This is a genomic window from Sphingomonas sp. PAMC26645, from assembly GCF_004795835.1.
Lineage (GTDB): Bacteria > Pseudomonadota > Alphaproteobacteria > Sphingomonadales > Sphingomonadaceae > Sphingomonas.
This window is the reverse complement of sequence record NZ_CP039249.1, coordinates 2,685,036-2,702,470: the sequence shown is the minus strand read 5'-3', so window position 1 is coordinate 2,702,470 and position 17,435 is coordinate 2,685,036. Positions and strand designations below refer to the sequence as shown.

16 protein-coding genes are annotated in these 17,435 nt (G+C 65.1%); 10 read left to right on the top strand and 6 right to left on the bottom strand.

Annotated features, from left to right (window positions below; all coding sequences use genetic code 11):
* Window positions 1-3: 3 nt before the first annotated feature.
* Both E5673_RS12425 and rnd read right to left on the bottom strand, forming a co-directional pair.
* Entirely contained in the window at window positions 4-300 is a 297-nt protein-coding gene (locus E5673_RS12425) for an I78 family peptidase inhibitor (protein ID WP_136190248.1), read from the bottom strand.
* Window positions 297-1,472 carry a ribonuclease D gene (gene rnd, locus E5673_RS12420; protein ID WP_136190247.1) on the bottom strand — a complete coding sequence of 392 codons (1,176 nt, stop codon included), beginning with the start codon at window positions 1,470-1,472 and terminating at the stop codon, window positions 297-299. Before rnd ends, E5673_RS12425 begins: the two co-directional genes overlap by 4 nt.
* A 91-nt stretch (window positions 1,473-1,563) precedes the next feature.
* Between rnd and aspS the strand changes: the two genes are divergently transcribed.
* From aspS to E5673_RS12405, 3 genes are all read left to right on the top strand, one after another.
* Window positions 1,564-3,387 carry an aspartate--tRNA ligase gene (aspS, locus tag E5673_RS12415; protein ID WP_200912536.1) on the top strand — a complete coding sequence of 608 codons (1,824 nt, stop codon included), beginning with the start codon at window positions 1,564-1,566 and terminating at the stop codon, window positions 3,385-3,387.
* 216 nt (window positions 3,388-3,603) lie between these two features.
* Complete coding sequence (locus E5673_RS12410) at window positions 3,604-5,004, top strand: APC family permease (protein ID WP_247599372.1); 1,401 nt, start codon at window positions 3,604-3,606, stop codon at window positions 5,002-5,004.
* Window positions 5,001-5,777, top strand: coding sequence for a polyphosphate kinase (locus tag E5673_RS12405; protein WP_136190246.1), 777 nt, complete (start codon window positions 5,001-5,003; stop codon window positions 5,775-5,777). Before E5673_RS12410 ends, E5673_RS12405 begins: the two co-directional genes overlap by 4 nt.
* 4 nt (window positions 5,778-5,781) lie before the next feature.
* Here the strand turns inward: E5673_RS12405 and E5673_RS12400 are convergent, their stop codons facing one another.
* Window positions 5,782-6,423 (bottom strand): carbonic anhydrase, encoded by a 642-nt coding sequence (locus E5673_RS12400; protein WP_136190245.1) that lies wholly within the window; start codon window positions 6,421-6,423, stop codon window positions 5,782-5,784.
* 174 nt (window positions 6,424-6,597) lie between these two features.
* On the opposite strand from E5673_RS12400, the gene lipA reads away from it, so the two are divergent.
* Both lipA and E5673_RS12390 read left to right on the top strand, forming a co-directional pair.
* Window positions 6,598-7,524, top strand: coding sequence for a lipoyl synthase (lipA, locus tag E5673_RS12395; RefSeq protein ID WP_120300234.1), 927 nt, complete (start codon window positions 6,598-6,600; stop codon window positions 7,522-7,524).
* A complete protein-coding gene (locus E5673_RS12390) occupies window positions 7,524-7,997 on the top strand; it encodes a type II toxin-antitoxin system RatA family toxin (protein WP_133031165.1) in 474 nt (157 codons plus the stop codon). The genes lipA and E5673_RS12390 overlap by 1 nt, the downstream gene beginning before the upstream one ends.
* Here the strand turns inward: E5673_RS12390 and E5673_RS12385 are convergent.
* The 3 genes from E5673_RS12385 to E5673_RS12375 are packed head-to-tail and all read right to left on the bottom strand — an operon-like array spanning window position 7,943 to window position 10,127.
* On the bottom strand, window positions 7,943-8,458 hold the full coding sequence (locus tag E5673_RS12385) for a CinA family protein (protein WP_136190244.1): 516 nt from the start codon (window positions 8,456-8,458) through the stop codon (window positions 7,943-7,945). The two genes, E5673_RS12390 and E5673_RS12385, sit on opposite strands and share 55 nt — an antisense overlap.
* Window positions 8,458-8,982, bottom strand: a complete 525-nt coding sequence (locus tag E5673_RS12380) for a hypothetical protein (RefSeq protein ID WP_136190243.1) — start codon at window positions 8,980-8,982, stop codon at window positions 8,458-8,460. Before E5673_RS12380 ends, E5673_RS12385 begins: the two co-directional genes overlap by 1 nt.
* Window positions 8,979-10,127 carry a bifunctional 2-C-methyl-D-erythritol 4-phosphate cytidylyltransferase/2-C-methyl-D-erythritol 2,4-cyclodiphosphate synthase gene (locus E5673_RS12375; protein WP_136190242.1) on the bottom strand — a complete coding sequence of 383 codons (1,149 nt, stop codon included), beginning with the start codon at window positions 10,125-10,127 and terminating at the stop codon, window positions 8,979-8,981. The genes E5673_RS12380 and E5673_RS12375 overlap by 4 nt, the downstream gene beginning before the upstream one ends.
* A 90-nt stretch (window positions 10,128-10,217) precedes the next feature.
* Between E5673_RS12375 and dusB the strand changes: the two genes are divergently transcribed.
* From dusB to E5673_RS12350, 5 genes are read left to right on the top strand one after another with little or no spacing between them, the layout of a single operon-like run.
* Window positions 10,218-11,216 carry a tRNA dihydrouridine synthase DusB gene (dusB, locus tag E5673_RS12370; RefSeq protein ID WP_136190241.1) on the top strand — a complete coding sequence of 333 codons (999 nt, stop codon included), beginning with the start codon at window positions 10,218-10,220 and terminating at the stop codon, window positions 11,214-11,216.
* Entirely contained in the window at window positions 11,203-12,267 is a 1,065-nt protein-coding gene (locus E5673_RS12365; RefSeq protein WP_247599371.1) for an ATP-binding protein, read from the top strand. The genes dusB and E5673_RS12365 overlap by 14 nt, the downstream gene beginning before the upstream one ends.
* Window positions 12,264-13,721, top strand: a complete 1,458-nt coding sequence (ntrC, locus tag E5673_RS12360; protein ID WP_136190239.1) for a nitrogen regulation protein NR(I) — start codon at window positions 12,264-12,266, stop codon at window positions 13,719-13,721. The genes E5673_RS12365 and ntrC overlap by 4 nt, the downstream gene beginning before the upstream one ends.
* 52 nt (window positions 13,722-13,773) lie before the next feature.
* Window positions 13,774-16,011, top strand: a complete 2,238-nt coding sequence (locus E5673_RS12355; RefSeq protein ID WP_136190238.1) for an ATP-binding protein — start codon at window positions 13,774-13,776, stop codon at window positions 16,009-16,011.
* A gap of 4 nt (window positions 16,012-16,015) precedes the next feature.
* Window positions 16,016-17,392, top strand: coding sequence for a sigma-54 dependent transcriptional regulator (locus E5673_RS12350; RefSeq protein ID WP_056058755.1), 1,377 nt, complete (start codon window positions 16,016-16,018; stop codon window positions 17,390-17,392).
* The last annotated feature ends 43 nt before the right edge of the window (window positions 17,393-17,435 follow it).

The following is a 17,435-nucleotide window of genomic DNA, read 5'->3' as shown; positions in this document are numbered from 1 at the left end:
GGTTCAAGCGCAGGTGAAGCGTTCGATCCGGCCCTTGGCGTCCACATAAACATTCAGACGATCAGCACGGAAATCCATCGTCACGGCCGTGTTCGGCGCGATCCACCGGAGTGTCCGCGCGCCCGATCGCGTCTGCATGACGTCGGCCCGAGCATCGCTCGCGCGCTTGCCGACCAGATCGCCGAGCGAGTCGGCATTACACGCCGCAGCCACGGGAGCAGCGGCAGGTGTCTCGCCACGCATCTCGACCGGCGTACACGCCGCCGAAGCCAGCAAGGCTGCGACCAGAACGATCCTCATGCGGCATCCTCCGTACGCGTCATCTTGAGCTTGCCGCCGATCACTGCAAACGCCAGCCGCCCCTCGACTAGGTCCAGCGCATCACGCCCGAACTGATCGAACCGCCAGCCTTCGAGCATCGGCAACCCAGTCCGCACACCAGCGGCCAAGGCCTCCAGTTCATCGGTCCGAGCGAGCAATTTCGAGGCGACATCAATATCTCGCGACCGGATCTTCAGCAGCAGCTTGAGCAGATCCGCCACCAGCGAACCCTCCTTGCCAAGCCCGGGCTTGCGATCGTCCCGCGGTGGCAGTTCGTCGTCGCCGAGCGGCTGCGAGCCCTCGATCGCCGCCATCAAGCGGCCACCGATGTCGTTGCCGGCCCAAGTCGCCGACAATCCACGCACGCGTGCCAAGTCCGCCTGCTTCTTCGGCGGATGCCCCGCCATGTCGCCCAGAGTCTCGTCCTTGACGATCCGCCCACGCGGCAGATCCTTCGCCTGCGCCTCCAGTTCCCGCCACCGCGCGAGTGCCTTCAACCGGCCCAAGACATCAGGCTTGCGCCCCGAGATTCGCACGCGCTTCCACGCCAGATCGGGATCGTTCGCGTAATTGGCGGTATCGCCGAGCCGCTCCATCTCCTGATCAAGCCACACGCCGCGTCCGGTTTTCCGCAACCGCTCCAGCATCTTCGGGAAGATCTTCGACAGGTGCGTGACGTCGCCAATAGCATATTCGATCTGCCGCGCGTCCAGAGGACGCCGCGCCCAATCGGTGAACCGCGCACCCTTGTCTACCGCGATCCCGAGCCAGCTGTCGACCAGGTTCGAATAGCCGATCTGCTCGCCCTGGCCGAGCGCCATCGCCGCGACCTGCGTGTCGAACAGCGGGAAAGGGGTCTTGCCGGTGAGGTTGTAGACGATCTCGATGTCCTGCCCGCCGGCATGGACGACCTTCAGCACGTCGTGATTCTCGACGAGCAGGTCGAGCAAGGGCTTCAGGTCGATCCCCGGCGCCATCGGGTCGATCGCCGCGGCTTCCTTGTCGTCGGCTATCTGGATCAGGCAGAGTTCCGGGTAATAAGTGCTCTCGCGCATGAATTCGGTGTCGACGCACACATAGTCGGCGTCGGCCATGCGCGCACACAGATTGGCGAGCGTGGCACTGTCGGAGATAAGCGGGTGGATATGCATGAGGTTTCCATAGCGAGACCTGTCCGGGTTGACAAAGGCCGGTAGGGAAGGGAAGCGCGAGGCACCTGTTTATCGTCCGAGAAGACCCATCATGCACGCCTATCGCACCCACAACTGCGCCGCCCTCCGCCCCGAACAGGTCGGCGAAGAGGTCCGCGTCTCCGGCTGGGTCCACAAGAAGCGCGATCACGGCGACCTCGTGTTCATCGATCTGCGCGATCACTACGGCATCACGCAGATCGTCACTGACGTGTCGGGCCCGGTCTTCAAGGTCATCGAAGGCCTGAAGAGCGAGAGCGTCGTCACGATCACCGGCAAGGTCACGGCCAGGGCGCCCGAAGCCGTCAACCCGAACCTGCCGACCGGCGGGATCGAGATCCGCGCGACCGCGGCGACCGTCCAGTCGATGGCCGGCGAGCTGCCGATGCCGGTCGCGGGCGAGGCCGAGTATCCCGAGGATATCCGCCTGCGCTATCGTTATCTCGACCTGCGTCGCGAGCGGCTGCACGCCAACATCATGCTCCGCAGCCAGGTGATCACGTCGCTGCGCAACCGCATGAATTCGCAGGGCTTCACCGAATTCCAGACGCCGATCCTGACCGCATCGTCGCCCGAAGGCGCGCGCGATTACCTGGTGCCGAGCCGCGTCCATCCGGGCAAGTTCTACGCGCTCCCGCAGGCGCCGCAGATGTTCAAGCAGCTGCTGATGGTCGCCGGTTTCGACCGCTATTTCCAGATCGCACCCTGCTTCCGCGACGAGGACGCTCGCGCGGATCGGTCGCCGGGCGAATTCTATCAGCTCGATTTCGAGATGAGCTTCGTCACGCAGGACGACGTTTTCAATGCGATCGAGCCCGTCCTGCACGGCGTGTTCGAGGAGTTCGCCGACTGGCAAGGCAAGGGCCGCCAGGTTTCGGCGCTCCCGTTCAAGCGCATCCCCTACCGCGAATCGATGCTGAAGTACGGCAGCGACAAGCCCGACCTGCGCAACCCGATCCTGATCCACGACGTCGGCCATCACTTCGTCGATTCGGGCTTCGGCCTGTTCGCGGGAATCGTTGCCGGTGGTGACGTGGTCCGCGCGATCCCCGCGCCGAACACCGCCGACAAGAGCCGCAAGTTTTTCACCGACATGAATGACTGGGCACGTGCCGAGGGGCATGCCGGGCTTGGCTACATCACGCAGAAGAATGGTGAACTCGGCGGCCCGATCGCCAAGAACCACGGCGAGGAAGCGACGCGGAAGCTGATCGCCGAGATGGGCCTCGGCCCGAACGACGGCATCTTCTTCGCCGCTGGCAAGGAACTGCCCGCCTCCAAGCTCGCGGGCGCCGCCCGGGCGCGGATCGGTGCCGATCTCGGCCTGATCGACGAGAACCGGTTCGAGTTCTGCTGGATCGTCGACTTCCCGATGTTCGAATATGACGAGGACGCGAAGAAGGTCGACTTCAGCCACAATCCATTCTCGATGCCGCAGGGCGAGATGGACGCGCTGGAGAACAAGGATCCGCTCGATATCCTGGCGTATCAGTACGATATCGTCTGCAACGGCGTCGAGCTGTCGTCGGGCGCGATCCGGAACCACCGTCCGGAGATCATGTACAAGGCGTTCGAGATCGCCGGCTACACGCAGGCCGACGTCGACACGAACTTCGCCGGCATGATCAACGCGTTCAAGGTCGGCGCACCGCCACATGGTGGCTCGGCGCCGGGGATCGACCGGATGGTGATGCTGCTCGCGGGCGAACCGAACATCCGCGAAGTCGTGCTGTTCCCGATGAACCAGAAGGCCGAGGACCTGATGATGGGCGCGCCGAGCCCGGTCAGCGCCAAGCAGCTGAAGGAACTCAACATCCGCCTGACCGTGGATGGTCCGAAGGATGCGACGAAGGTGGTCGCGCCGAGCGCGGGGTAACGTCTCTCTGTCCCTCGCCCCTACGGGGAGAGGGAAGGAGGAACCGCTTGGCGACGGGAGGGTGAGGGGAAGTTGGTGTGCGCCAACTTCCCCTCACCCTCCCACCCGCAAGCGCGGGCGGGCCCCTCCCTCTCCCCGAAGGGGCGAGGGAAATACGTCCCACGCTTCCTCAACCCCCTCAACCATGCAAATACCCCTGCACGATAAGGGGTTGGCATGCGCGACGATCAGATGACACCGGCGCCAAGCCTCGTTCGCAGCCTCGGCGTCTCGGGCGTCCTGTTCCTTACCCTCTCCGTCGCAACCCCGGCATCGTCGGTGTTCGTCATCGTCCCCGGCATGCTTCAGGTCGCCGGCACTGGCGCAGTCTGGGCGACGTTGATCGCGGGACTCGTCTGCGTCGCTACCGCGTTCGTCTATGCCGAACTCTCGTCCGCCTGGCCGGTTGCGGGTGGCGAGTATGTCGCAGTCGCGCATACGCTCGGGCCGATGGCGGGGTTCGTCATGCTCGGCGTCAACGTCTTCAACAACCTGCTCTTTCCACCCGTCGCAGGTCTCGGCGTCAGCGCGGTGCTCGGCACGCTGGTCCCCGGCCTGCCGCAAATTCCCGTCGCGATCGCCGTGGTCGCTGGATCGACGCTCGTCGCGATCCTCCAGATTCGCGTCAACGCGTGGCTCACCGGTGTCTTCCTTCTGGTCGAGATGCTGGCAATCGGTGCGGTCGTCTGGCTCGGGTTCGCCGATACCGTCCGCCCGATCGGCGACCTGCTGCTGCACCCGGTGATGCCGCAAGGGGCCGCGCTCGTCCCCGCGTCCCCCGCCTCGATCGGCCTCGCCACCTCGATCGCGATCTTCGCGCTCAACGGTTACGGCGCGGCGGTCTACTTCGGCGAGGAGATGCTCGACGCCCCCCGCCTGATCGCCCGCGCGATCATGGCGTCGCTCGCGCTGACGCTGTTGTTCGAGGGCATCCCGATCGTCGCGGTCCTCGTCGGAACGCCGGATATTCACGCCACGCTCACCGCCGACGACCCGTTCGGCCTGCTCGTCACCCTCCGCAGCGGCATCACGATGGCGAACTGGATCTCGATCGGCGTCGTCGTCGCGATCGTCAACGCGGTCATCGCCTGCATCCTCGCCTGCGCGCGCTTCTTCTACGGCACCGCGCGTGACGGAAGCTGGGGGCGTCCACTCGACCAATGGATGACGCAGGTCCACCCGAAGTTCGGCTCCCCCTGGGTCGGCACGCTGCTGGTCGGCGGGTTCGGGATCGTCGCGTGCTTTCTGCCGCTCCAGTTGCTGCTCGTGCTCAGCGGCACCGGCCTCGTCGCGATCTACGCAGGGATCTGCGTCGCGGCGATGGTCGGCAGGCGTACCGGCCAGACCGCCCATGCACCCTACCAGATGCCGTTATACCCGCTTGCTCCGGTCGTGACACTGCTCGCGCTCGGCTATGTCTGCTGGACGAGCTGGCTTGATCGGGAAGAGGGGCGCCCCGGTTTGATCATGACGGCTGCGCAGATCTTGCTGTCGATCGCCTATTATTGGTTCGTCCTGCGCCGACGGGGCGCCTGGAACGTTCAGATCCCGACCCTTGCGACGGAGAGCGATGCATGACGATACACCTGGCCGACTACGAAGACGGCGACGAATACGACGGCAAGTACAAGCACGACCTCGCCGCGCTGCAAAAGCGCCTCGAGCATATCCAGGTCGCGCACATCGTCGCGGGCAAGAGCGCGATCGTGATGTTCGAGGGTTGGGATGCGGCAGGGAAGGGCGGCATCATCCAGCGCCTGTCCGCCGAATGGGACCCGCGCAACTACAAGGTCTGGCCGATCTCGGCGCCGACCGCGGACGAGAAGGCGCATCATTTCCTCTGGCGCTTCTGGAACCGGTTGCCCGCCAACGGCAACATCGCGGTGTTCGACCGCAGCTGGTACGGCCGTGTCCTCGTCGAGCGCGTCGAGGGGTTCGCCAGCGAGACCGAATGGCGCCACGGCTATGACGAGATCAACGCGTTCGAGGCGCAGCAGGTCGAGAGCGGCACGACGCTGATCAAGCTGTTCATCCACACCACGCAGAAGGAGCAGGACCGGCGGTTGAAGGCGCGGCTCGACGATCCGTGGAAGCATTGGAAGACCGGGCTCGACGATTTCCACAACCGGTCGCGCCGCGAAGACTATCTAGAGGCGATGGCCGAGATGTTCGCGCGCACCGATACCGCGACCGCGCCGTGGACCGTCATCGACGGCAACGACAAGAAGGCGGCCCGGATCGCAGCGCTGACGCTGATCGCGGACCGCCTCGAAGCCGGCGTATCGATGGTGCCGCCACCGCTCGACCCGAAGGTCAAGAAGGTGGCGGAGAAGGCGTTAGGCCTTCGCTGACCCGTTAGGCTTTCGCGGATTTGGCTTCTGGCGACTCTGCCTGGATGAACTCGTCATCCTCGTTGAGCAGCAGCATCTGGCCCTTGTCGATGCCGAAATAGGCGCCGCGCAGCGCCAGCGTACCGGCGGCCTCGGCCCTTCTGACGAACGGGAAGGTGCGCAGATTGGCGATCGAGGTGCGGACGGACTCGAGCTCCATCTCGCGACCCGCTTCTTCGCTGTCGCCGTATTTCGCAACGACCTTCTCGCGCGCGCCGTCGAGCAGGCTGACCCAGTCGGACACGAAGCCACCTGCGCCATGGTCTGCGTCGGCAAAGGCCTGGGTCAGCGCGGCCTTGCAGCCGCCGCACTTCTCATGGCCCATCACGACGATCTCTTCGACCTTCAGCTGCGTGACCGCGAACTCGATCGCCGCCGACACGCCGTGATGGCCGCCACCGGTCTCGTAGGGCGGGACCAGGTTGGCGACGTTGCGGACGACGAACACTTCGCCCGGCAGCGTGTCGAAAATCTGTGCGGGTTCGACGCGGCTGTCCGAGCAGGCGATGATCATCACCTTGGGGCTCTGGCCCTCCTGCAGCTCCTTCCAGCGCTCGCGCTGCTCCTCCCAGGGGCCGTCCTTGAAGCGGTGGTAGCCTTCAATCATTTCCGGAAAGTGAGTTGGCACAGGTAGCCTTCCATATCAGTTTGCGATGCGACATGACAAACTTGTCATGTTGGAACTGGTTCCATGATTTTATCCGGTTCGTCCGATGGTTCCAACCCACCGACATAGCTCGCCACCATTGTCTCGACGGCAGGGCGGGGCTATCTGGCGTCCATGAACGACATGACCCCGATGGCTGCGCCGGTCCGTGCGCGCAAGCCCGACTGGATCCGCGTCAAGGCGCCGACCTCTGCTGGCTTCGCAAAGACCCGTGAGTTGATGCGCTCGAAAAGCCTCACCACCGTGTGCGAAGAGGCGGCGTGTCCGAACATTGGCGAATGCTGGTCGAAGAAGCATGCGACGGTCATGATCCTCGGCGATACCTGCACGCGGGCGTGTGCGTTCTGCAACGTCAAGACCGGCATGCCGCGTGCGGTCGATCGCATGGAGCCGCAGAACGTTGCCGATGCGGCGGCGCAGATGGGGCTCAACCACATCGTCATCACCTCGGTCGATCGCGACGATCTTCCGGACGGTGGCGCGTCGCAGTTCGTGAAGGTGATTCAGGCGATCCGCGCGTCGAACCCGACGACGACGATCGAGATTTTGACGCCCGACTTCCGCAACAAGGCGCAGGCCGCGATCGAGTCGATCGTCGAGGCTCGGCCCGATGTCTACAACCATAACCTCGAGACAGTGCCCCGGCTCTATCCAACGATCCGCCCCGGTGCGCGCTACTATGCGTCGTTGCGGCTGCTGGAGAGCGTCAAGAAGCACGATCCGTCGATCTTTACCAAGTCGGGCGTGATGCTCGGCCTTGGCGAGGAGCGGCTCGAGATCCATCAGGTGATGGATGACATGCGCTGCGCCGATATCGATTTCCTGACGATGGGCCAGTATCTCCAACCGACGCCGCGCCATGCCAAGGTCGCCGAGTTCGTGCCGCCCAAGGCGTTCGATGCCTATGCCTCGATCGCGCGCGCGAAGGGCTTCCTGCTTGTCGCGTCGTCGCCGCTGACGCGGTCGAGCTATCACGCGGGCGATGATTTCGAACGGTTGCGCGCTAACCGTGACGCCAAGCTGGGCGTCGCGCGCATCTGATGCCGAAGCATTCGGAAACGCGCCATCTGCCCTACACGCCTGAGCAGATGTTCGACCTGGTGGCCGATGTCGGCCGCTATGCCGAATTCCTGCCGTGGGTCAGCGCGATGCGGGTGCGCTCGAACAGCGAGACCGAAACGCTCGCCGACATGATCGTCGGCTTCAAGGGCCTGCGCGAGACGTTCACGTCGCGCGTGCAGAAGGTCCGGCCGAGCGAACTCAACGTCGATTATGTCGATGGCCCACTCAAGTATCTGCGCAACGAATGGCATTTCCGACCCGAGCCGCAGGGCTGCGCGGTCGACTTCACCGTCGACTTCGCGTTCAAGAACCGGATGTTCGAGATGATCGCCGGGCAGGTGTTCGGCGCCGCGCTGCGCAAGATGATCGGCGCGTTCGAGACCCGCGCCGCCGAGCTTTACGGGGCCGAAGCGTCCGGCAACAAGAGTTCGAGCGCGCATAACGCGGCCTGAAGCCGTATCCCGCCGCGGCCGAGATCGCCGAAATCCTTGCGATCAGCGTGGACGTCGGAAGGGTCGCGACCCTTCTCAGCGCGACCGAACACCACGGTGCCGACCGGCTTCTTGAGCGAACCGCCTCCCGGCCCGGCGACGCCAGTGATTGCAACCGCGATATCCGCACCCGACTGCTTCAGCGCGGCCTGCGCCATGCTCCAGGCGACCGCGATCGAGACTGCGCCGAACGTCTCCAGCACATCCGAACTGATCTTCAGCACGCCGAGCTTGGCGGCGTTCGAATAGGTGACGAAACCGACCTCGAACACGTCGGAGGAGCCGGGAATCTCGGTCAATGCGGCCGCAACGAGTCCGCCCGTGCAGCTCTCGGCGACCGCGACTCTGCGGCCGATCGCGCGGTTCTGTTCGACCACTTTGCGTGCGGCCTCGACCAGTTCGGCGGGAAGGATCGTATCCATCAGCGTGTCTCCACCGGGCAGAGCAGCATCGCCACCGCGGCGATATCACCGCTGCGCGACTTCTGGGATTTGAGGTACCGCAACGTCTCGACGACGATGCCCGCGGTGTTGCGCGGTGGCAAGGGCTGGAGCAGCGTCACCATCCGGTCGATCGTCCCGCAATCGCGCGTCGCGATCCGCCCAACGATCTGCGGTACCAGCAACGTCGTCAGCAACGGTCGTGCGAACTCTGAATCAAGCATCGCGTCGACGGCAGGATCGCTGAGCTTGACGATCGCCGCACGAGCCGCGGGCCAGGCCCGGTCGGACTCGATCTGATAGCGATCGATCAGCGCACTCGACTGCCGCCGGATAAGGCTGGCAGCGGGAAGCTGCGCCGCACAGACGCGCCCGGTTTCGCGGAGAATGTCAGGCATCGCGACGAGCGTCAGCGATTCGGCCTCGGGCCCGGTGATGCAGCGCTGTTGCGCCACTGCCGGGCTTGCGAGGAGGGCGATCCCCGCAAGCGCTGCCGAGATCTTCAAAGCGGCGATCCGGGCAAGCGAATGGTCGCAACCGCCTGCGCAGCAATGCCTTCGCCGCGCCCGGTGAAGCCGAGCCGTTCGGTCGTCGTCGCCTTGACGCTGACCCGGTCGAGCGTAAGCCCGAGCAGGTCGGCGATCCGCGCGGTCATCTTCGCACGATGCGGGCCGATCTTCGGCGCCTCGCACATGATCGTCAGGTCGACGAAATCGATCCGCCCGCGCTTGTCGGCGATCAGCTTGGCGGCGTGCTGGAGGAACTGTGCGGAGTCGGCACCCTTCCACTGTGGGTCGCTCGGCGGGAAATGCGTGCCGATATCGCCCGCCGCGATCGTGCCGAGCAGCGCATCGGTCAGCGCGTGGAGCGCGACGTCGGCGTCGCTATGCCCCGACAGCCCCTTGTCGTGCGGGATCAGGACGCCGCCGAGCCAGAGCTCCTCGCCGGTTTCGAGGCGGTGGACGTCGAACCCCATCGCGGTACGGGTTTCGTACGCGACACGCGCTTCGGCGGCCGCGAAATCTTCTGGGTGCGTGACTTTCTCGAGCATCGCCGAGCCCTGCACCAACGCGACGCCGACGCCAAGCCGTCGCACCATCTGCGCGTCGTCGGTGGCCTCTTCGTCCGCAGGCCAGACCGCATGCGCGGCGCGCAGGGCCTCCACCGCAAATGCCTGGGGAGTCTGCACGCGGTTGAGGTCCGCGCGCGGGACGATGTCGCCGAGCAGGACGCTGCCGCGGGCGAGCGTATCGGTCACCGGGAGGACGGGAATGGCCGCGTCCCTGGTCTTCAAGGTGGCGACGAGCGAATCGATGACCGCGTGCGACAGGAAGGGACGGGCGGCATCGTGGATCAGCACATGCGTCGCGTCGCCGACCGCCGCGAGACCGTTGGTGACCGACTCGCGCCGCGTCGGTCCGCCAACCAGGATCATCGCGTCCCCCAATGCTGTGGTCGCCAAGCCCTGCTGGCCATCTGCAACGACGACGATCGTTTCGGCGATCGCCGGATGCGTCGCGAACGCCTCATGGGAATAGGCGATCATCGGCCTGCCGGCGATCAGCGCGAACTGCTTGGGGACCGATCCGCCCGCGCGCACGCCGGTCCCGGCAGCGACAATGATCGCAACGATACGCTTTGCCTGTGTCATCCTCGCGACCTAGCGCTTCGCTCCGGCCCTCGCCAGCCTTGCCTGAAACGGCTGGTTGGGGTAAAGGATGCCTCTTTTTCAGGCACATCCATGCGTAACCTTGCTCCTATCCAGATCGGTCCTGTCCGGATCGAAAGCCCCGTAGTGCTCGCGCCGATGACCGGCGTCACCGACATGCCGTTCCGCACGCTGGTGCGACGCTATGGCTCTGGCCTCAACGTCACCGAGATGGTCGCCAGCCAGGCGGCGATCCGCGAGACGCGCCAGTCGTTGCAGAAGGCGGCATGGGACCGGCTTGAGGAGCCAGTGTCGATGCAGCTGATCGGCTGCACCCCGTACGAGATGGGCGAGGCGGCCAAGCTCAGCCAGGATCGCGGCGCGGCGATCATCGACATCAACATGGGCTGCCCGGTGCGCAAAGTCGTCAACGGCGATGCAGGATCGGCACTGATGCGCGACACCAAGCTCGCCAGCGCCATCATCGAGGCGACGGTCAGGGCGGTCGACGTGCCCGTGACCCTCAAGATGCGAATGGGCTGGTGCCACGACAGCCTCAATGCGCCCGACCTCGCGCGCATCGCCGAGGACCTCGGAATCAAGCTGATCACCGTCCACGGCCGCACGCGCAACCAGATGTACAAGGGCAATGCCGACTGGGGCTTCGTCCGGAAGGTCAAAGAAGCAGTGAGCGTACCGGTGATCGTCAACGGCGACATCTGCACCATCGAGGACGCCGAAGCCGCGATGGACCAGTCCGGCGCCGATGGCCTGATGATCGGTCGGGGCAGCTACGGCCGCCCCTGGGTACTCGGCCAGGTGATGGAGTGGTTCGCCACCGGCCGCCGTATCGATGACCCCTCGATCACCGAGCAATATGACGCGATTGCAGGGCATTACGAGGCGATGCTCGAACATTACGGGATCGAGACCGGGGTGAATATGGCCCGGAAACATATCGGCTGGTACACCAAGGGACTGCCCGGTTCGGCGGAGTTCCGCAACAAGGTGAACCAGGTACCGGACCCGAAGCAGGTCAAGGCAATGCTGGCTGAGTTCTATGCTCCCTGGCGCAACCTTGAAGCGGCCTGATACGCCATCGCGCAACCGGCCGGGGTTCGCGGAACTCTTTGCCGCACTGCCGGTGGCTGTGGTGGTCGTCGATCCCGACCACCGGGTCGCACATGCCAATGCGCTCGCCGAGCAATTGCTGAACCTGTCCGAGCGGTTGATGATCGGCCAACCGCTCGATGCGATCATCCCGCCGCCAGACGATCCGCGAAATCGGGACGGCCACGCTCTCGCCGTCTACGACACCGAAATCTCGACCGCGCGCGGAGTCAAGATCCGTGCAGATTTCGCCGAGACGCAGATCGCCGACTACCCGGGCTGGCGCGCCATCACCTTGCACGCATCCGCCACATCGCGGCGCCTTGGACACTCCGCGGATCGCGCGGCCGGAGCAAGGGCTGCGGTCGGTGCCGCGGCGATGCTCGCCCACGAGATCAAGAACCCGCTATCCGGCATCCGCGGTGCCGCGCAGTTGCTCGGCGCGGGCGAACTTACGACGCTGATCGTTACCGAGGTCGACCGCATTGCCGCGCTGATCGACCGCATGCAGGACTTCAGCGACACGCGGCCGCTGCCGCTCGCCAGCGAGAACATCTATCCGCTGCTCGGTCACGCGCGCCGGCTTGCGCTCGCCGGTTTCGCGCGCGGCATAACGATCGAGGAACGCTTCGACCCCTCGCTCCCTCCCGCGCAGATCAACCGCGATGCGCTGCTGCAGATCGTGATAAACCTGCTGAAGAATGCCCGCGAAGCCGTTCGAAACGAACGCGAACCGCGGATCGTCATGACCACTGCGTACCGTCACGGCATCACCGTGAGTTCGGCACCCGGCAAGCCGCGCCTGCCGCTGCCGATCGAGATCTGTATCTTTGACAACGGTCCCGGCGCCCCCGCCGACATCGCCGATCACCTGTTCGACCCGTTCGTATCGGGTCGGCGCGAAGGGCAGGGGCTTGGTCTCGCGCTCGTCGACAAGCTGACCAGAGACATGGGCGGCATCGTCCAATACGGTCGCGAAGGAAGCCCCGAGATGACCGTCCTTCGCCTCCTGCTGCCTAGAGCCGCATCATGAGCACCGTCCTGGTCGTCGATGACGATGCCGCGATCCGGACCGTCGTCGCGCAGGCGCTTCGTCGCGCCGGGCATGACGTCACCGTAGCCGACAGTCTCGCGCAACTCGAACGCGCGCTTGCGGTGTCGCTGCCCGACGTTCTCATCACCGACGTCATCCTCCCCGACGGCGACGGCATCGACCATGTCCGCAGCGTTGCCGCGCGGTTTCCGCTGCTCCCGATCATCGTCCTCTCGGCGCAGAACACGCTGACCACGGCGGTTCGCGCGGCCGAAGTCGGTGCATACGAATATCTGCCCAAGCCGTTCGACCTCGACGTGCTGACCCGCGCGGTTGCCGGTGCGCTCGCGCGGGGCGGGATGGTATCTGAGGATACGCTCCACGACGCGGACCGCGCGCTGCCCCTGATCGGTCGCTCGGCGGCGATGCAGGACGTCTACCGTATCATCGCCCGCGTCGTATCGAACGATCTGACCGTGCTGATCTCGGGCGAATCGGGGACCGGCAAGGAACTCGTCGCGCGCGCTATCCATGATCTCGGGCCGCGCAGCGCAGCCCCTTTCGTCGCGATCAACATGGCCGCGATCCCCCGCGAATTGATCGAAGCCGAGCTGTTCGGACATGAGCGCGGTGCGTTCACCGGCGCCGCGACGCGCAACGCCGGCCGGTTCGAACAGGCGTCGGGCGGCACGCTGTTCCTCGACGAGATCGGCGACATGCCGATGGAAGCGCAGACCCGCCTGCTCCGCGTGCTCCAGTCGGGGGAGTTCACCAGCGTCGGCGGTGCACGGACGATCCGCGTCGACGTTCGCATCGTCGCTGCGACCAACCGCGATCTGGCGTCACAGGTCGCGACGGGGCAGTTCCGGGAAGACCTGTTCTACCGGCTCAATGTCGTCCCGATCACGTTGCCGCCCCTGCGCGAACGACGTCAGGACATCGCGTTGCTCGCACGGCATTTTCTTGATCACGCCGCTGCACAGGGCCTTCCGCGGCGTCAGCTTGCCAGTGACGCCCTGGTCGCGCTTGGCGGGCATGACTGGCCGGGCAACGTTCGCGAACTCGAAAATCTCATGCGGCGGCTGGCAGTCTTGTCGCGCGACGAAGTCATCGACGCGGACGCGATCCGTGCCATGATCGGCCGACACACCTCGCTCACCGACCCGGTCGGCCTCGATATCGGACAAGCGGTCCGCGCGATGATCGAGCGCATCGCTCATGACGATCCGGCCGCGCTCGATGACGGCACGCTCTACGACCGCGTGATCGGCGAAGTCGAACGGCCGCTGATCGAGGCGATGCTGGCGCGTCATGGTCAGAACCAGCTTCGGGCCGCGCGCGCTATGGGAATCAACCGTAATACCCTGCGCAAACGCCTCGATACGCTCGGCATCGATATCGGCGGTGCGATCGGCAGCGACGCGCTCCGCGTAGACGAACCGGAACGGCGGTAATTCTGTCATTATGTGGTTTCACGGCAACGGTTGACGTTGTATCGGGGCAACGATGATCGCTTCCGCGACGCTACCGATGGACGATGACGGGCCTGCAAACCGGTTTGCAGTGACGCCTGCCGTAGAGGCGGTCGTGCTCGGTGTGGCGATCGCGATCGCCGTCACGAGCTACTTCATCATTACCGGCAGCGACGCACCGCAGCGCCTGATCCCGCCACCCCTGGTAGCGCTGCTGCTGGTCGCGAACCTCGTGCCCGGCATTGCGCTCCTCATGTTGCTAGGGCGACGTGTGGCCATGCGCCGTGCAGCGCGTTCGCCGGTCGGCGGTGGCGGTCGTCTCCACGTTCGCCTCGTCGCTTTGTTCTCGATCGTCGCCGCCGTGCCAATGCTGCTCGTGACGATCTTCGCATCGCTGCTGTTCCAATATGGCGTCCAGTTCTGGTATTCCGATCAGGCACGCGGAATGCTCGAGAATGCGACCGGGCTTGCCCAATCGTCTTACGCACGCCAGCTCAACCGATGGCAGGAAGCCACCGTGACGATGGCAAGCGACATGTCTGCCTATCTTCGAGAGCGCTCGCTGCAGAGCCCCGATTTTTCCGGCTGGTTCCTCCAACAGGTCTATTTTCGCAGCCTCTCGGAAGCTGCGTTGTTCAAGCTGTCCCCTCAGCAGGGGATCCAGACGCTGGCGATCGTCAACCCGTACGAGATCGACTTTACGCGTCGTGTCACACCCTCGGCGATCGCCGAGCTGCGGTCAGGCAAAAGCGCGGTCGTGGCGGTGACGGGCGATCGTATCCAGACGATCACGATGCTGCCCGGATCTGACGAGCTATTCCTCTATGCGGGCCGCGTCGAGGATACGAAATCACTCTCCGAACAGACCACGCGTGCGAACGACGTGCTGAAGAGTTATCGATCGCTTCTGGCCAGGGCGCGCAGTCTCCAGTTGCAGTTCAATGCGGCACTGTTGTTGATCTCGTTGCTGATCGTGGGGATTGCGGTGTGGATCGCGCTGGCGGTTGCGGATCGCCTCGTCCGGCCGGTGGGCGAGCTCGTCGACGCCGCGCGCCGGGTAGCAGCCGGCGACCTTACCGCGCGTGTCCCCGATCCGCGCAGCCGCGATGAGGTCGGCACGCTCGCCAACGCGTTCAACCAGATGACCGGGCAGCTGGAGGCGCAGAATACCGAACTCGTCACCGCCAACGGACAGCTCGAAAGCCGTCGAGCACTCATCGAGGCGGTGATGGCGGGGGTCTCCGCAGGCGTCGTCGCAACAGGACGCGAGCGGACGATCACGATTGCGAACGATTCGGCGACGACGTTGCTGGGCACCGATACTGGCGGGCTGGTCGGACGGCGCCTGGTCGATGTCGCGCCCGAGCTCGACGCGATGCTCGATGGCGGCGACCGCGAGGCGATCGTCGAAGTCGGGCAGGGGAGCGAGGTTCGTACGCTTGCCGTGCGGATCGCGCGGCCGGCTACTGGCCCGATCCTGACGTTCGACGACATCACGCAGCAGCTGCTCGATCAACGCCGCGCGGCATGGTCGGACGTCGCTCGCCGGATCGCGCATGAGATCAAGAACCCGCTGACACCGATCCAGCTTGCGGCCGAGCGGCTTCAACGCCGGTATGGTGGCAAGATCGAGGCGCAGGACGGTACGTTCTCGCGATTGACCGACACGATCATCCGCCAGGTTGGCGATCTTCGTCGCATGGTCGACGAGTTCTCCTCGTTCGCGCGGATGCCGAAGCCAGTGTTCCGCGAGGAATCGCTGGTCGATGCCGCCCGCCAGGCGCTGTTCCTGCACGAGGTCGCGCATCCCGCGATCAGCTTCCAGCTGGTGCAGGACGATCCGGGTCTGACGCTGGTTTGCGACCGCCGCCAGATCGGGCAGGCGCTCACGAACATCGTCAAGAACGCGGTGGAAGCCATTGAGACACGCGGTGAACCTGGCGGATCGGTCACGATGACTTTGACGAGCGATGCCAACACGGTCGGCATCGCAGTGGCGGACACCGGCATTGGGCTACCCGCGGAGCGGGACCGGATCGTCGAACCTTATGTAACGACCCGTGCCCGTGGCACAGGCCTCGGCCTTGCCATCGTCAAGAAGATCATCGAGGAGCATTGCGGCACGATCGGCTTTTCCGATCGGCCGGGGGGCGGTACACTCGTCACCATGACCTTCGACGCCAAGGCGCTGGCCGCGCTCGACCAAGGGGCATCCGCATCCGAGTTGGCTGGGGAGGGCCGACTCGACACGATGACCCGCAACCGGACATGATTTAATGGCGCTCGATATTCTCGTCGTGGACGACGAACGTGACATCCGTGAACTCGTGGCCGGCGTCCTGGAGGACGAAGGCTATGAGACCCGCGACGCTGGCGATAGTGATTCCGCACTGGAGGCAATCGCCGCGCGGCGCCCGTCGCTGGTGCTGCTTGATGTCTGGCTGCAAGGGTCGCGTCTTGATGGGCTGGAACTGCTCGACGAGATCAAGCGTCGCGATCCGTCGATCCCGGTGCTGGTGATTTCAGGCCACGGCAACCTCGATACGGCCGTCGCCGCGATCCGCCGCGGTGCGTCCGACTTCATCGAAAAGCCGTTCGAGGCCGAGCGGCTTTTGCTGATGGTTGCGCGGGCGACGGAGACCGAACGGCTCCGTCGCGAGGTTGCGACGCTGAGGGCAACCGTCGGGCGTGAGACCGACCTGACCGGCAGTTCCGGATCGATCAACGGCGTTCGCGCGACCTTGAAGCGGGTGGCGGCAACCGGCAGCCGGGTCCTCATCATGGGCGCGGCGGGAGTCGGCAAGGAAGTCGCCGCGCGCCTGCTGCATGGCTGGAGCCTGAGGACCGACGCGCCGTTCATCATCGTCAGCGCGGCGCGGATGACGCCCGAACGCATGGACGAGGAACTGTTCGGCGTCGAGGAGGCGGGCGATCTCGTCCGTCCCGGTCTGTTCGAACAGGCGCATGGCGGCACGTTGTTCCTCGACGAGATCGCTGACATGCCGATCGCGACGCAGGCCCGCATCCTCCGCGCACTCACCGACCAGAGCTTTACGCGGGTAGGTGGTACGCGCGTCGTCAAGGTCGATGTCCGCGTCGTCTCGGCGACCGCCCGCGACCTCGTCTTCGAAATCGCCGAAGGACGGTTCCGCGAAGATCTGTATTACCGGCTCAACGTCGTACCGGTGATGATCCCGCCGCTGTCCGATCGCCGCGAGGACATCCCCGCGCTGGTCCAGCATTTCATCGCGCATTACGCGTCAGAGCGCCGGGTGCCGACGCCGGAAATCGCGCCGGATGCGATGGTTGCGTTGCAATCCTACGACTGGCCGGGAAATGTCCGGCAGTTGCGCAACGTCGTCGAGCGCACGATCATTCTGGCGCCGGGAGACCGGATCGGGCGGATCGATCTCGACCTGTTGCCGGCCGAAGTTCTCGGCGACCAGGGCGATATCGGATCGGCCGGGTCCACTGCGATCATGGGCTCACCTTTGCGGGAAGCGCGCGAGACGTTCGAGCGCGAATATCTTCGGGTGCAGATCCGACGTTTCTCGGGAAATATCTCGCGGACGGCCAGCTTCATCGGCATGGAGCGTTCCGCGCTTCATCGAAAATTGAAGCTGCTCGGCATCACCGAAACCCGCGAGGAATAGACGCCGTAATTTCGCCGCCCTCTGGATATAGCAGGGCGGCGAT

What these genes read in the sequence shown, in the direction of transcription:
- E5673_RS12425 (WP_136190248.1), bottom strand. Translation starts at nt 300, where the DNA reads ATGAGGATCGTTCTGGTCGCAGCCTTGCTGGCTTCGGCGGCGTGTACG.
- rnd (WP_136190247.1), bottom strand. Translation starts at nt 1,472, where the DNA reads ATGCATATCCACCCGCTTATCTCCGACAGTGCCACGCTCGCCAATCTG.
- aspS (WP_200912536.1), top strand. Translation starts at nt 1,564, where the DNA reads ATGCACGCCTATCGCACCCACAACTGCGCCGCCCTCCGCCCCGAACAG.
- E5673_RS12410 (WP_247599372.1), top strand. Translation starts at nt 3,604, where the DNA reads ATGCGCGACGATCAGATGACACCGGCGCCAAGCCTCGTTCGCAGCCTC.
- E5673_RS12405 (WP_136190246.1), top strand. Translation starts at nt 5,001, where the DNA reads ATGACGATACACCTGGCCGACTACGAAGACGGCGACGAATACGACGGC.
- E5673_RS12400 (WP_136190245.1), bottom strand. Translation starts at nt 6,423, where the DNA reads ATGATTGAAGGCTACCACCGCTTCAAGGACGGCCCCTGGGAGGAGCAG.
- lipA (WP_120300234.1), top strand. Translation starts at nt 6,598, where the DNA reads ATGAACGACATGACCCCGATGGCTGCGCCGGTCCGTGCGCGCAAGCCC.
- E5673_RS12390 (WP_133031165.1), top strand. Translation starts at nt 7,524, where the DNA reads ATGCCGAAGCATTCGGAAACGCGCCATCTGCCCTACACGCCTGAGCAG.
- E5673_RS12385 (WP_136190244.1), bottom strand. Translation starts at nt 8,458, where the DNA reads ATGGATACGATCCTTCCCGCCGAACTGGTCGAGGCCGCACGCAAAGTG.
- E5673_RS12375 (WP_136190242.1), bottom strand. Translation starts at nt 10,127, where the DNA reads ATGACACAGGCAAAGCGTATCGTTGCGATCATTGTCGCTGCCGGGACC.
- dusB (WP_136190241.1), top strand. Translation starts at nt 10,218, where the DNA reads ATGCGTAACCTTGCTCCTATCCAGATCGGTCCTGTCCGGATCGAAAGC.
- ntrC (WP_136190239.1), top strand. Translation starts at nt 12,264, where the DNA reads ATGAGCACCGTCCTGGTCGTCGATGACGATGCCGCGATCCGGACCGTC.
- E5673_RS12355 (WP_136190238.1), top strand. Translation starts at nt 13,774, where the DNA reads ATGATCGCTTCCGCGACGCTACCGATGGACGATGACGGGCCTGCAAAC.
- E5673_RS12350 (WP_056058755.1), top strand. Translation starts at nt 16,016, where the DNA reads ATGGCGCTCGATATTCTCGTCGTGGACGACGAACGTGACATCCGTGAA.